Below are 13,378 nucleotides of genomic sequence, written 5' to 3'. Positions count from 1 at the left end.
TCAGTGGCCGCCGCTGTCGGCGCGAAGCTGCCGCGCCCGGGTCAGGATGCGGGACGTGATGTCCGAAACCGTGTTCGGCGCGACCGGGGTGTCGGTCCACTGGCCGTCGGTGAAGGCCTGGCGGAAGACTGACACGCGGATGGCGTCGGACCGCAGGTTGCGCGACAGCACATAGGCCGTGATCTTGAAGCGTTCGTTCTTGGTCGCGGGCGGCGTGTACCAGTCGGTCAGGATCACCCCCCCCACCGCGTCGGCCGAGGCGAACGGCATGAAGGACAGGGTGTCGATCGCGCCGCGCCACAGATAGGCGTTCACGCCGCTGTTGCCGATCTGGTCGTCGCCGCCGCTGGCCGAACGATCCTCGCTCAGCAGGTGGTTCTTCGGCATGGCCAGCCCGGCGTCGGCGCTGTGCGGCGAACTGCCGCACGCGGCCAGGACGGCGAGCATGGGGGAAAGGGCCAGCGCGGGCAGCAGGCGCGCCCGCGACGAAAGGGAACGGCGGATGGCGGATGGCGGTCGAACGGTCATGATGCCCCTGTGGTCCCCTTGTGTATGGTCCCGCTGATGGACCGGCCGTCGTGGTGTTTCCCGCCCGGCCGGGGCCGGCGGTCGGGCCAGGTTCCAGCCGGTTTCGATGCCGTCTTCATATCCCGGCCTGCCAGCCCCGCCAAGTCGGCAGGACATTTTCTCTAGCGTGCGGCCACCGTACCGCGTTCGGCGGCCTGCGCCCACAGGACCAGCAGCAGCGCCGCCAGCGCCAGCACCGCGCCCACGACCGGCAGCGCGCCATAGGACCAGGGCGAGGACACGACCAGCCCGCCGATCCACGCCCCCACCGCGTTGCCCAGGTTGAAGGCGCCCTGGTTGAGGGTCGAGGCCATGTTCGGGGCCTCGGCCGCCTGCTGCACGACGCGATATTGCAGGGGCGGGACCAGCGCGAACACGATGATGCCCCACAGGAACAGCGTGGCCATGGAGGCGACGGCGAAATGGCTGGTTTCGACGAACGCCACCAGCACCACGATCGACGCCACCAGCGCCATGATGACCGAAGGCAGCAGCACCCAGTCCGCCAGGCGGCCGCCGGCCAGGTTGCCGATGGTGATGCCCGCCCCGAACAGCAGCAGCGCCACCGTGACCATCTGCGGCGACAGGCCGGCCCGGATCTGCAGCAGCGGGGTGATGTAGGTAAAGACGCTGAACAGGCTGGCGGAGCACATGGTCGAGATCAGCATGGTCAGCAGGACCTGCCGCCGGCGCAGCACGCGCAGTTCCGCCAGCACGCGGGCCGGGGCGTGGTCGTCCCCGCCCGGCACCAGCACGACGATGGCCAGCAGCGCCACGACCCCGATGGCGCAGACCGCCCAGAAGGTCGCGCGCCACCCCGCCCATTGGCCCAGCGCGGTGCCGAACGGGACGCCGAACACGTTGGCCAGGGTCAGGCCGGCGAACACCAGGGACAGGGCCTGCGCCCGCTTGTTGCGCGGAACCAGGTCGGCCGCCACGATGGCCGCGGTGCCGAAGAAGGCCCCGTGACAGAAGGCGGTCATGACCCGCGCCGCCATCAGCAGCAGGTAGGTGGGCGCGACGGCGCAGCAGAAATTACCGACGATGAACATGGCCATCAGGACCAGCAGGGCGGTCTTGCGGCGCAGGGGCGCGGTCGCGACCGCCACGATCGGCGCCCCCACCGTCACCCCCAGCGCATAGCCCGAGACGAGTTGCCCGGCGGCGGGGATCGACACGCCCAGATTGTCGGCCAGCTGGGGCAGCAACCCCATGATGACGAATTCGGTCGTTCCGATTCCGAACGAGGCGAGCGCGAGCGCGAGAAGGGGCAGGGGCACGAGGGGGGATTCCAAAAAAGATGGCCATCACGCAATGGAGATGCAAAATCCCTTCTTCCCTGTTCCGGCCTGCTTGAAAAGAGACATCATGCGGCGCCGTGATCGAAGGCGGTGTCTCGCGACGTTTCCGCCACATGGGGCGTTGACGTGTCATGGCGCCCGGATCGCGGCGCAGGGGCAGGGGGGATGGGATTGACGGTGCGGACGGATTCCCGAAGGCGAAGGACGCGCCTGGTCGTGGCGGCCCTGGGCGTCGCGTCGATCCTGCCGGTCATGCAGTCCGTGTCGCGGGCCGGCGCGGTGGACCGGGGGACGCGAATCGCGTCGATGGTGGCGCGCCTGACGCCGGCGGAAAAGCTGGCCCTGGTCCAGGCCGAAATGACCCCGGCGCAGGGCGGCGGCCCCATGATCGTCACCCTGCCGGGGGTTCCGCGCGTGGGCCTGCCCGCGTTGCGCATGGCGCTGGGCGACGGGCCGGGCCTGCCGTCGCCGTTGGCGCTGATGGCGACATGGGACACGGATCTGGCGCGGCGGGCCGGGCTGGCGCACGCGCATGCGGTTCGCGCGGCCGGGCGGGCCATCGTGCCGATGGGGGGCGTCGGGCCGGTGCCGACCGGGCGGACGCGCGATGGCGAAGACCCGTTGCTGAGCGGCCGGGTGATGGGGGGCGCCGCCTCCGGGCTGCTGGCGGGCCATGTGCTGCCGCTGTTCGGCGGCAAGGGCGTCGCCGGCCCCGGCGCCACGCGCGCCGACCGGCTGCTGGGCCTGTACCTGGCGATGGAACAGGCCCGGGGCGCCGGAATCCTGTGCCGGACGGCGATCGCCGACGCTCATCCCTGCGGCGACATGGACGGGATGAGGCGGACGATCCGCGATGGCTGGCATTTCGCCGGCATGATCGCCGAGCTGGCGGACCGCGAGGTCGCGGGCGACGGCATGGCGCGCCAGCCTTTCCTGCTGGCGACGCTGGCCGCCGGCGTGGACCTGGAGGGATCGCCGGCGACGGACACCCTGTTCGCCGTGGTCTTGCGGCAGGCGGTGAGCGGCGGCGCGGTGCAGCCCGCCACGCTGGACCGGATGATCGCGCATATCCTGCTGCCGCTGGACCAGGCCGGCGTGATCGACCGCCCGCCGCCCTTCGGTGCGCTGGGTACGGTCCAGCCGCCGCACGATCCGCTGGCGGAGGAGGAACTGGCGGAGGGCGCCGTCCTGCTGCGGAACGAAAACGATGTGCTGCCGCTGGCGACCACGGGCGGCGCCACCGCCGATGGCCCGGTCCTGATCGTGGGCGCGGGTGCCGCGCACGACGCGGCCCGCGCGCTGGTGGAGGCCCTGGGCCGCACGGGGCAGGCGGCGCGGCTGGCTGCCGATTCGCCGGGGGGCGGGCACTCGCCCGCCGATGTCGCGCGGGCGGATCGGATCGTGGTTTTTTCCGAGGGGCCGCAGGATGACCGGCTGATCGCCGCCATCGCGGGCAGCGGCGGCCATGTGGTGGTCGTGCTGCTGTCGGACGATCCGGACCGGCCCATGCCGTGGCTGGACCTGGTCGACGGTGTGGTTCAGGCCTGGTCCTGGCGCGGCGGGGGCGAGGCCGCGCTGGCGGCGCTGCTGACCGGTCAGCGGGATTTCGCCGGGCGGCTGCCCGCGACCTTCACGGGCGGGCAGGTGCCGGCGCAGGTCAGCCTGTCGGGCTACAAGGCGTTCGACCGCGCGCATGTCGCGCCGCTGTTTCCGTTCGGCTACGGGCTGTCGGTCCGCGCGCGGTTTTCATACAGCGACCTGCGGGTGACGCGGGACGGGACGCGGCTGGTCGTGTCCTTCGGCGTGACCAATTCCGGCAGCGGCGCGGGCCGCGACGTGCCGCAGGTCTATCTGGACCTGCCCGCCGGGGTGGGTGACGCGCCGAAGCGGCTGGTGGGCTGGCGCGTCGTGCAACTGGAACCGGGGCAGGCGGCGCGCCTGTCGCTGGGCATCGACGCGCATCTGCTGGGACAGTGGCACCCCGCCACGCTGGAATGGGTGGTGCCGGCCGGCGATTATGCGCTTTCGCTGGGGGCGCATTCGGCCAACCTGGTCCGCCAGGCCATGGTTCACCTGCCGGAACTGCACGTGCCCGGAGCGCTGCCCGACAGCGAAAGCGAATAAGGGTAGAAGAATCCGGGGAAACCTAATGCCCCGGCCGGACGATCATGCATGCCAGTCCCTGCTGCCGCAGGGTGGTGCAGGCCGTGGCCGCGCTGTTCTGCGCCAGGCCGGCCAGCCGCGCGCGATAGACGGCGTGACCGCCGGGCGACGGGATGGGCTGCACGACGCCGCGGGCACCATTCAGGGCGTTGAACGCGGCCTGGCGGGCCATCGTGTTGGCGAAGCGGGCCTGGCCCTCCGAAGTGAAGGCGCCGACCTGGATGGCCCATTGGCCGTAATTCACGCCGTCAGGCGGCAGGGCACGGCCCGAGAGCGGAATATGAATGATCGCGGGAACGATGGGCGCCATCCGGGACGGGGCCGGCGGCATCGTGGCGGCGGTGACGACTGCCGGCAGCACCGGTGCCGGGGGCGGCAGAGGTTGCGGCGGGCCGCTGACCATGGGCAGGCAGGGCGCGTCGGGGTCGTAGGCCGCGTTGGGGTCCTGCGCGCAGCGCGCGGCACGGGGGCGCGGCGGGACATAGGCCGCGTACTGGATCGGCTGGCCGCCGGTCGGGTTGGCGATCGTGGGCGTGACGACGACCGGCAGCCGGGGGCCGGCCGGCCGTGCGGCGGATGCCATGGCCACCGGCAGGGGCGTCGGTGTGGCCGAGACCATCTGCGTGCCGGTGCCATAGGCCGCCAGCGGGCCGCTGAGGGGGATGGTGCTGCCCAGGTTGGGTGTGACCGAGGCCAGGTAATTGACCGTCTCGTTCGGCAGCGACCGCCCGGTCTGCAGATAATCGTCCAGCCGCTGCGGTCCGGCGTTGTAGGCCGCCAGGAATCCCGGTGCGCCGTAGCGGTCGTACATCTGCCGGATATAGGCGGTGCCGGCCAGGATATTGTCGTGCGGTTCGTACGGGTCGGGGCCGAGCGTGTTCTGGTCCTGCATGTCGGCATAGGTCTGCGGCATCAACTGCATCAGGCCCATCGCCCCGGCGGAGGAAGTGATCGGCTGGCCGTCCAGGTATTCATGGCCGCCCGATTCCTGCTGGATGACGGCGCGGATCCATTCCTGCGGCACCGCGAAGCGGCCCGAGGCCTCGGCGATGTACGGGCCCCATGGGTCCTCGGCCGGGCCGGGGGCGCGGTAGGCGCCGTTGCGGGCATAATAGCGCGAATAGCGTGACCCGGGCGCGGTGCTGCAGGCCGCCAGCGTCGCGGCCGCGCCCAGCAGCGACAGGCCGATCACGACGCCGTATCCGCCGTGCGGCCGGCGCGCGGCGGGTGGGGCGGCATCGTCCGGTGGCGTCAGACGTCGGGTCATGATGCCATGTTGCCCCATTTTCATGAGTCCGCGCAATCGCTCTCCTGCGCAGAGTATTGATTTCCCGGGACTTCGCCAGCGGCGTCTAGATCAGGCACAGCCCCGCCAAGTCCCGCCGCAGCGCTTCGGGCAGCGCCGTGGCGTCGCCGCCGCCCGCGCCCAGATCGGGCGGGGCGTCGGCCGGGCGCAGGTAGCGCCAGCCCTGGAAGGGGCGCATCGGGCGCGGGACGACCGGGACGATCGCGGGGGCCAGCACTACCAGCGCGCAGGCCGCCCCGTCTTCGCGCACGTCCGGGCGGATATCAGCGATGCGCTGCCGGCACAGGATCATGCCGCCGATGACCCGGTAGAGCGAACCGCCCTGCAGAATTTCTTCTGCCCGGCGGGGATACATGCGGGTACGCAGCCAGGGCCGTCCGTCGGCGTGCGTGCCGTCCAGCCCATCTCCGGCGCCCTCCATCATCGTGCGCTGACGATGCGCCAGGTCGTCGATCGATGCGATTCCGACCGCCAGCTTGACCATGTGCAACATGGGATCGTCAGGGCCGGGGGAAGGCATGGGACGGATGGATGTCGCTCTGGGCCTCGTGCAGGAACGTGGCGAGGAAGCGTCCCGCATCCACGGACTGCACGATCCGCACCTTGCGGACGCCCATCGCCCTGGGCGCGGTGGCATCCGGCCAGACGACGGCGTGGCCGTATTGCGGCCCCTTGGAAATGTCGATGTCCATATAGGCGTCGATCGAGGACGTGATCAGGCCGGGGTCGGCGGCGATCGCCGTCGCCAGTTCGTCCCACATCGGCAGCGGGTCGTAATAGGTGCCGATATAGTCCGTCATTTTCGTCTTCTTCTGCGTGATGCGCTTCAGGTAGTCGCGCGTCATCATCAGGTCGTTCGACACGTTGCCCACGACGGTGATCGACGGCCACGGTGCCGTCAGCGTGATATGCGCCGCCTCCGGGTCGAAGATCATGTTGAAGTCCGAGGCGAAATCGACGTTCCCGGTCAGCGATTTCATGCTGGTGTCCAGCAATCCGCCCATGAACACCAGTTGTTTCGCCGTCGCGGCGAAGGTCGGGTCGATGCGGATCGCCAGCGCCAGGTTGGTCAGCGGCCCGGCGGCCACGATGGTGACCTGATGGGGGTGATTGTGGACCTGACGGATCAGGAACAGGGCCGCACTGTCATCGATCGGACGCTGTGCCGGGGCGCCCTCCTTCAGGTCCGGCAAGGGGGGCTGGGTCGCGGGCGTGCCGTCGATCGACCCGATTCCGCCCCAGGCGCCCTTCCACGGGATGACGCCGTATTGCTGTTCGCGCAGGCGCATCATCGGCACGCTGTTGATCAGCGGATAGACCGCGCCGTCCGCCACCGGCACGTCGCCCCGGCCGATAATGTCCAGGAACCGGCGCAGATGGGCGGATTCCTGGTTTTCCCAGCCATCGCCGGTCACGACGGTGAAGCCCAGGACCCGGACCGCCGGATTGAACAGCAGCGGAATGATCGATTGCTGGTCCGATCCGCCGGGACCGAGGAAATCATTGTCCTCGATCACCAGTTGCGGGGCGGCCGCCCGCGCGGGCGGCCCGGCCGTCAGCCAGGCGGCCAGCAGGCCGAGCACGCCGGCGCCCAGGGCGCGGCGGAAGGCGCGGCGCGGCACTTCGCGCGGCGTCGATTCGCGTCGGGTCGTCCCGAGGCGCATCGCGCGCCGGAGAGGGCAGAAAAACATGCGGCGTCCTAAATGCTGGTGGGCCGGGTCCTACAGCACCAGGGCGCCGAGCAGCGCTTCCAGGCGGAGGCGGCCCGACGGTGTTGCGCGCAGGACCGGTCCGTCCGTCGTCTCGTCCCGCAGAAGATATCCTTCTTCCAGCGCCGCCGCCAGAATCGCGGGGTCCAGCGCATCGGCCATCGCCATGCCGGTGCGGCGGGCGAAGCGGTCCTCGGTGATACCCTCGCTCAGGCGCAGGCCCATCAGCAGCATTTCCCGGGCGCGGTCGCGCGCCGACAAGGTCTCGTCCTGCATCACGCCGCTTCCCTGCCGCTCGACCCGTTCGGCCCAGGGTTCGGGGGCGCGGTGGCGGCGGGTGGCGTGCAGCGTACCGTCCAGCGTCAGGCGGCTATGCGCGCCGGGACCGATGCCCAGGTAATCGCCATAGCGCCAGTAGGTCAGGTTGTGGCGGCTTTCCGCCCCGGGACGGGCGTAGTTCGAGACCTCGTACCCCATCAGTCCGTGGCGGCCGGCGACGATAGCCGTTTCCTCGTACAGCCGCGCGGCATCGTCCTCGTCCGGAAGGGCCAGCAGGCCCTGGCGGTGCAGCCCCTCGAACCGGGTGCCGGGCTCGATGGTCAACTGATACAGCGACAGATGATCGGAGACGAGCGAGAGCGCCCGGTCCAGTTCGGCCCGCCACGCCGGCAGGGACTGGCCCGGCCGCGCATAGATCAGGTCGAACGAGATCCGGTCGAACAGGCCGCGCGCCAGATCCAGCGCATCTATGGCCTGCGTGGCGGAATGTTCCCGGCCCAGCAGGCGCAGCGCGTCGTCATCCAGGCTCTGGATGCCCAGCGACACCCGGTTGATCCCGGCATCGCGGAACGCGCGCAGCCGCCCGGCCTCGACGCTGGTGGGGTTGGCCTCCAGCGTGATTTCCAGGTCCGGCAGGGGGGTGAACAGGGTGGTGGCGTCCGCGATCAGCGCCGCCACGGTCGCCGGGTCCATCAGCGAGGGTGTGCCCCCGCCGAAGAAGATCGAGCCCAGCCTGCGGGGCCCGTCCGCGTTCAGCCGTGCCGCGTCCTGCGCCAGTTCGCGCCGCAGGGCGGCGGCGAAGCGGGCCTGGGGGATGACATCGCGGACATGGCTGTTGAAATCGCAGTACGGACATTTGGCCAGGCAGAATGGCCAGTGGATATAGAGCGCGAGCGGTGCGGCGTCAGATGGCAAGCCGCACGCCCAGTTCCACGACCCGGTCCGGCGGGATGCGGAAGAATTCGGTGGCGGGGGTGGCGTTGCGCGCCATCAGCAGGAACAGCGACATCCGCCAGCGCGACATCTTGGGCACCGAGGACCGGACCAGCAGTTCGCGGCTGGTGAAATAGGATGCCTGCATGACGTCGAAATCCACGCCGTTGGCCTTCAGGTCCTCCAGCGCGCGGGGCAGGTTCGGGGTTTCCATGAAGCCGTAGCGCAGGATCACCCGGTAGATATTGGGTGCCAGAAGCTGCAGCGCCACCCGGTGGCCGCGCGTGGCCTCGGGCTGGTCCAGGGTCTGGACCGTGACGAACAGCACGTGCTCGTGCAGCACCTTGTTGTGCTTCAGGTTGTGCAGCAGGCAGGTGGGCACGAATTCCGGCGTCGCGGTCATGAACACCGCCGTGCCGGGCACGCGGATGGTGCGCGACTGCGGCAGGCGCGCCAGGAAGGAATTGACCGGCAGGCTGTCCAGCTTCTGCCGGTTCATGATCAGGCCGCGGCCGCGCTTCCACGTCGTCATCATCAGGGTCAGCGCGATGCCCAGCAGCACCGGCACCCAGCCGCCCTGCGGGATCTTCAGCGCATTGGACGCGAAGAAGATGCTGTCCATGACGAAGAAGCCGCCGAACGTGAACGCCGCCGCCGCCCGCGACCAGTGATACAGGCGGCGGAACGCCACCATCGCCAGGACGCAGGTGCACATGAAGGTGCCCGTCACCGCGATGCCGTAGGCCGAGGCCAGGGCGTCGGAACTGCGGAACGCCACCACCAGCGTCAGCGCGCCCACCATCAGGAAGCGGTTGAACTCGGGCAGGTAGATCTGCCCTTCCTCGTTCTTGTTGGTGTGGGTGATGCGCATGCGCGGCAGGTAGCCGAGCTGGATCAACTGCCGACAGAGCGAGAACCCGCCGGAAATTCCGGCCTGGCTGGCGATGACGGTGGCCATCGTCGACAGGATGACCATCGGGATCTGCATCCAGTGCGGACCCAGCAGGAAGAACGGATTGCTCAGCGCCGACGGCGTGGCGATGATCAGCGCCCCCTGGCCCATGTAGTTCAGCGCGAGGCAGGGCAGGACGCAGAACAGCCAGGCGTAGCGGATGGGCTGGCGGCCGAAATGTCCCATGTCGGCGTACAGGGCCTCGGCCCCGGTGACCGACAGCACCACCGACCCCAGCGCGATGAACGACAGCCAGCCGTGAAAGGCGATGAAGCGCACGGCATAGATCGGCGAGATCGCCATCAGGATGCCCGGATGGCGCAGGATCTGCAGCATGCCCAGGATGCCCAGCATGCTGAACCAGAGCAGCATGACGGGGCCGAAGACCGTGCCGACCTTGCCCGTGCCGGCCGACTGGACGCTGAACAGCCCGATCAGCACCATGATGGCCACGGGAATGACCAGGTCGTGGGCCGCGGGAAAGCTGACCTCCAGCCCCTCGACCGCCGACAGGACCGAAATCGCGGGCGTGATCAGCCCGTCGCCGAAGAACAGGCACGCCCCGGCGATGCCGGTCATGCCCAGCACCAGCTTCAGCCGGGTGTTTTCCGACACGCGCTGGGCCAGCGACATCAGCGAGATGATCCCGCCCTCGCCATTATGGTCGGCGCGCATGATCAGCAGCACGTATTTCACGGTGACGATCAGGATCAGCGACCACAGGATCAGGCTTTCGACGCCCATCACCTCCCAGGCTTCGATCTGGTGGTGCTGCGACACGACCAGGATGGTCGATCGCAGGGCGTAGAGCGGGCTTGTCCCGATATCGCCGAAGACCACGCCCAGCACGACCATGAGGGCGGCGAAACCGACCGGATTGGCCGCATGTTCATGCTGGTCGGCGCCGAATTCGGTGATTTTCGTCGGCACGTCCGCCACGCCCCCCGCGGCGTTCGGGCTCGCCGGGGCGGAAGGCAGGGATCCGGGGGCCATATCGCCCGGGACTGGCGTCATGTCGGGACGTCTCCGCAGTCAGATCAGAGGGCGGCGGGTTGGCCGGCCTTGTTCATCGGCATAGCGTCATGATCCGGGGGGGGCAAGGTGACTTGCCGGGACCTAGCTATTCCCCGGCCCCCCTGTCTGGATCGGGCGTTGCTGTGGCAGGCCGCTGGCCGAAAATGGCGCTGCCGACGCGCACATGCGTCGCCCCGGCCGCGATCGCCGCCTCGAAATCGGCCGACATGCCCATCGACAGCACCTCCAGCCCGTGCGCGCGGCCCAGTTCCGCCAGGAACGCGAAATGCGGCGCCGGGTCCCGGTCCGCCGGGGGAATGCACATCAGCCCGCGTACCGCGTCGCCGAACCGCCGGCGGCAATCGGTGATGAAGGCGTCGGCCTGGGCGCGCGGCACGCCGGATTTCTGGGCTTCGTCGCCGGTATTGACCTGCACCAGCAGGTCCGGCAGGCGGCCGGCGCGATCGGCCGCGCGCACCAGGGCATCGGCCAGCGCCGGGCGATCCAGGCTTTCGATCATGTCCGCGATCCGCACCGCGTCCAGGGCCTTGTTGGTCTGCAACCCGCCGATGACATGCAGCCGCAGCGCGGGCCAGTCGGCGCGCAGGGACGGAAATTTCCCGGCGGCTTCCTGCACCCGGTTCTCGCCGAAGACCATCTGTCCGGCTTCCAGGGCCGCCACGACGCTGGACTGGGGATGGAATTTCGATACCGCGACCAGCGTGACCGCGTCCGGCGCGCGCCCCGCCCGCCGGGCGGCGGCGGCAATCCGCGCCCGGATGCCTGCCAGCGCGGCAGGGATCGCGGCGAGGGCGGAGGGGGAAAGAACGGGGGCGGCGGGCAGCGTCGTCATGGTGCTACGGTTGGGCCGCGCGGCCCGGCGGTCAAGGGCGGCGGGCAGAATTCCCCGGCGGGGGACTGGCGGCCCGGGGGCGGGCGTGCGATCAGCACGCCGGATGTCGAACCAACGATCGGGAACGGGGCAAGTCGGGCGGATATGATTCAGGGCGTACCAGACAGGTCAGGCGCGCGGGGGCGCGGCCCGCGCGGGGCCGCGGCGGACCCGACGCGGGATATCGCCTTCGATATCGTGCAGGGGGTGCTGGAACACCGGCGCATGCTGGAAACCAGCCTGGACCAGTCCGCCGCCGCACGGGACGCGGACGCGCGCGACCGTGCCGCCGCGCACCGTCTGGCGGCGACCGTGCTGCGTCACATGGGCACGGCGGGCATGGTGCTGGAACCCTTCCTGAAGAAGGAGCCGCCCCTGCCGGTGCGCACGGTGCTGCTGATCGGCGTGGCGCAGATCCTGTTCCTGGACACGCCCGCCCATGCGGCGGTCGGCACGGCGGTCTCGCTGGCGCGCCGGCGGGGGCTGGTGCCGTTCGCGGGACTGGTCAACGCCGTGCTGCGCCGGGTGGCCCAGGCCGGCGCCGGGGCGCTGGAGGGGCTGGACCAGGCCCGGCTGGACGTGCCCCCCTGGCTGTGGGGCGCATGGGGCAGCCTGGCGCGCCCGGTGGCCGAGGCGCTGGGCCAGGAGGCCCCGCTGGACCTGACATTGCGGCCGGGGCTGCCGGAGGCCGAACGGCCGCCCGGCGGGGTGATGCTGCCCACCGGGACCCTGCGCCTGCCGGCCGGCACCCGTGTGGCCGACCTGCCGGGCTATGCGCAGGGCGCGTTCTGGGTGCAGGACGCGGCCGCCGCCCTGCCGGCGCGCCTGCTGGCGCCCCGCGCGGGTGAGCGGATCGCGGACCTGTGCGCCGCCCCGGGGGGCAAGACGGCACAACTGGCCGTGGCGGGGGCCGAGGTCACGGCCATCGAGCGGGAGCCGGGCCGGCTGGCGCGGCTGAAGGAGAACCTGGACCGCCTCGGACTGGCCGACCGGGTGCAACTGGTCCAGGGCGACGCCGCCACGTGGCGGCCGGACGCGCCGCTGGACGCCGTGCTGCTGGATGCGCCCTGTTCGGCGACGGGCACCGCACGCCGCCACCCCGACGTGCTGTGGATCAAGCGCCCGCGTGACCTGACGGCGCTGACCGAGGGCCAGGACCGGCTGCTGGCGGCGGCGCGCGACATGCTGCGTCCCGGTGGCCGGCTGGTCTATGCGGTGTGCTCGCTCCAGCCCGAGGAAGGGCCGGAACGCGTACGCGCGGCCGAGGCGATGGGGCTGGAACCCGATCCCTTCACGGCGGAGGAACTGGCCGTGCTGCCCGAAGCCCTGACGAAGGAAGGCTGGCTGCGCACCCATCCGGGCCTGTGGACGGAACAGGGCGGCATGGACGGATTCTTCGCGGCGCGGTTCCGCCGCCGGTAGGCCGGGCCAGGGCAGGCACGGGACCCAGGGCCGGCATGGAACCCAGGGCAGCAGGGGACATGGACGCGGGCAAGCACGATCGTGATCCGCCGGGATGCGACGGAGGCACGCAACGGCTTGCACGCGGCATGTGATTTACTGTTACACTGTCCCCATGCCTGCTCACTTCCCCCCCCTCGTCGCGCCCAGCGTCCTGTCGGCTGATTTCTCCCGCATGGCGGACGAAGTCAGCGCCGTCGAGCGCGCGGGTGCCGACTGGCTGCACCTGGACGTGATGGACGGCCATTTCGTGCCGAACCTGTCCTTCGGCGCGCAGCTCATCAAGGCGTTGCGCCCGCGATCCAGCCTGGTGTTCGACGTCCACCTGATGATGGCGCCGGTCGATCCGTACCTGGAAATGTTTGCCCAGGCGGGCGCCGACCATATCCATGTCCATATCGAGGCCGGCCCCCATACCCATCGGACCCTGCAGCATATCCGCTCGCTGGGCGTGAAGCCGGGGGTCGCCATCTGCCCCGCCACCCCGCCCGAGGCGGTGGCCGAGGTGCTGGACCTGGTGGACGTGATCCTGGTCATGACGGTCAACCCCGGTTTCGGGGGCCAGAAATTCCTGACCAGCCAGTTGGGCAAGATCCGCACGCTGCGCCGCCTGGCGGACGCGACGGGCCGCGACATCCGCATCGGCGTCGATGGCGGCGTGGATGTGGAAACCGCGGCGCTGGCCACAGAGGCGGGGGCCGACATGCTGGTGGCCGGAACCTCGGTCTACGGCCAGCCGGATTATGGCCGGGCGATTTCCGCCCTGCGCGAGGCCGGCCGCCGGCCCGCATGACGAAAGCC

11 protein-coding genes are annotated in these 13,378 nt (G+C 70.5%); 3 read left to right on the top strand and 8 right to left on the bottom strand.

Annotation, left to right across the window (positions count from 1 at the left end; translation table 11 throughout):
• On the bottom strand, window positions 1–528 hold the full coding sequence (locus GDIA_RS03125; protein ID WP_012226358.1) for a DUF3576 domain-containing protein: 528 nt from the start codon (window positions 526–528) through the stop codon (window positions 1–3).
• A gap of 161 nt (window positions 529–689) precedes the next feature.
• A complete protein-coding gene (locus GDIA_RS03120; RefSeq protein WP_012553256.1) occupies window positions 690–1,847 on the bottom strand; it encodes an MFS transporter in 1,158 nt (385 codons plus the stop codon).
• 237 nt (window positions 1,848–2,084) lie between these two features.
• Between GDIA_RS03120 and GDIA_RS03115 the strand changes: the two genes are divergently transcribed.
• Window positions 2,085–3,992, top strand: a complete 1,908-nt coding sequence (locus tag GDIA_RS03115; protein ID WP_157864123.1) for a glycoside hydrolase family 3 C-terminal domain-containing protein — start codon at window positions 2,085–2,087, stop codon at window positions 3,990–3,992.
• 22 nt (window positions 3,993–4,014) lie between these two features.
• Here the strand turns inward: GDIA_RS03115 and GDIA_RS03110 are convergent, their stop codons facing one another.
• The 6 genes from GDIA_RS03110 to GDIA_RS03085 all read right to left on the bottom strand — a co-directional run bounded on the left by GDIA_RS03110 (window position 4,015) and on the right by GDIA_RS03085 (window position 11,077).
• Entirely contained in the window at window positions 4,015–5,298 is a 1,284-nt protein-coding gene (locus tag GDIA_RS03110) for a lytic transglycosylase domain-containing protein (RefSeq protein WP_144880110.1), read from the bottom strand.
• Between the two features lie 85 nt (window positions 5,299–5,383).
• Window positions 5,384–5,830, bottom strand: a complete 447-nt coding sequence (locus GDIA_RS03105; protein ID WP_012226350.1) for a DUF1489 family protein — start codon at window positions 5,828–5,830, stop codon at window positions 5,384–5,386.
• Window positions 5,831–5,837: 7 nt separating this feature from the next.
• On the bottom strand, window positions 5,838–7,028 hold the full coding sequence (locus tag GDIA_RS03100) for a nucleoside hydrolase (RefSeq protein ID WP_012226348.1): 1,191 nt from the start codon (window positions 7,026–7,028) through the stop codon (window positions 5,838–5,840).
• Between the two features lie 30 nt (window positions 7,029–7,058).
• Window positions 7,059–8,240, bottom strand: coding sequence for a radical SAM family heme chaperone HemW (gene hemW, locus GDIA_RS03095; protein ID WP_012553253.1), 1,182 nt, complete (start codon window positions 8,238–8,240; stop codon window positions 7,059–7,061).
• Window positions 8,230–10,224: a potassium transporter Kup gene (locus GDIA_RS03090; protein ID WP_012553252.1), complete on the bottom strand. Its 1,995-nt coding sequence runs from the start codon at window positions 10,222–10,224 to the stop codon at window positions 8,230–8,232. Before GDIA_RS03090 ends, hemW begins: the two co-directional genes overlap by 11 nt.
• Window positions 10,225–10,330: 106 nt before the next feature.
• The gene (locus GDIA_RS03085) at window positions 10,331–11,077 is read right to left on the bottom strand and encodes a YggS family pyridoxal phosphate-dependent enzyme (protein WP_012553251.1); all 747 of its coding nucleotides are present in this window, start codon (window positions 11,075–11,077) and stop codon (window positions 10,331–10,333) included.
• Window positions 11,078–11,221: 144 nt separating this feature from the next.
• Between GDIA_RS03085 and GDIA_RS03080 the strand changes: the two genes are divergently transcribed.
• Window positions 11,222–12,538: an RsmB/NOP family class I SAM-dependent RNA methyltransferase gene (locus GDIA_RS03080; protein ID WP_012553250.1), complete on the top strand. Its 1,317-nt coding sequence runs from the start codon at window positions 11,222–11,224 to the stop codon at window positions 12,536–12,538.
• Between the two features lie 154 nt (window positions 12,539–12,692).
• Complete coding sequence (gene rpe / locus GDIA_RS03075) at window positions 12,693–13,370, top strand: ribulose-phosphate 3-epimerase (protein WP_012553249.1); 678 nt, start codon at window positions 12,693–12,695, stop codon at window positions 13,368–13,370.
• The last annotated feature ends 8 nt before the right edge of the window (window positions 13,371–13,378 follow it).

The organism is Gluconacetobacter diazotrophicus PA1 5 (genome assembly GCF_000021325.1).
Lineage (GTDB): Bacteria > Pseudomonadota > Alphaproteobacteria > Acetobacterales > Acetobacteraceae > Gluconacetobacter > Gluconacetobacter diazotrophicus.
Note: the sequence above shows the minus strand (reverse complement) of the source record. Positions and strands in the feature narration are given on the sequence as shown.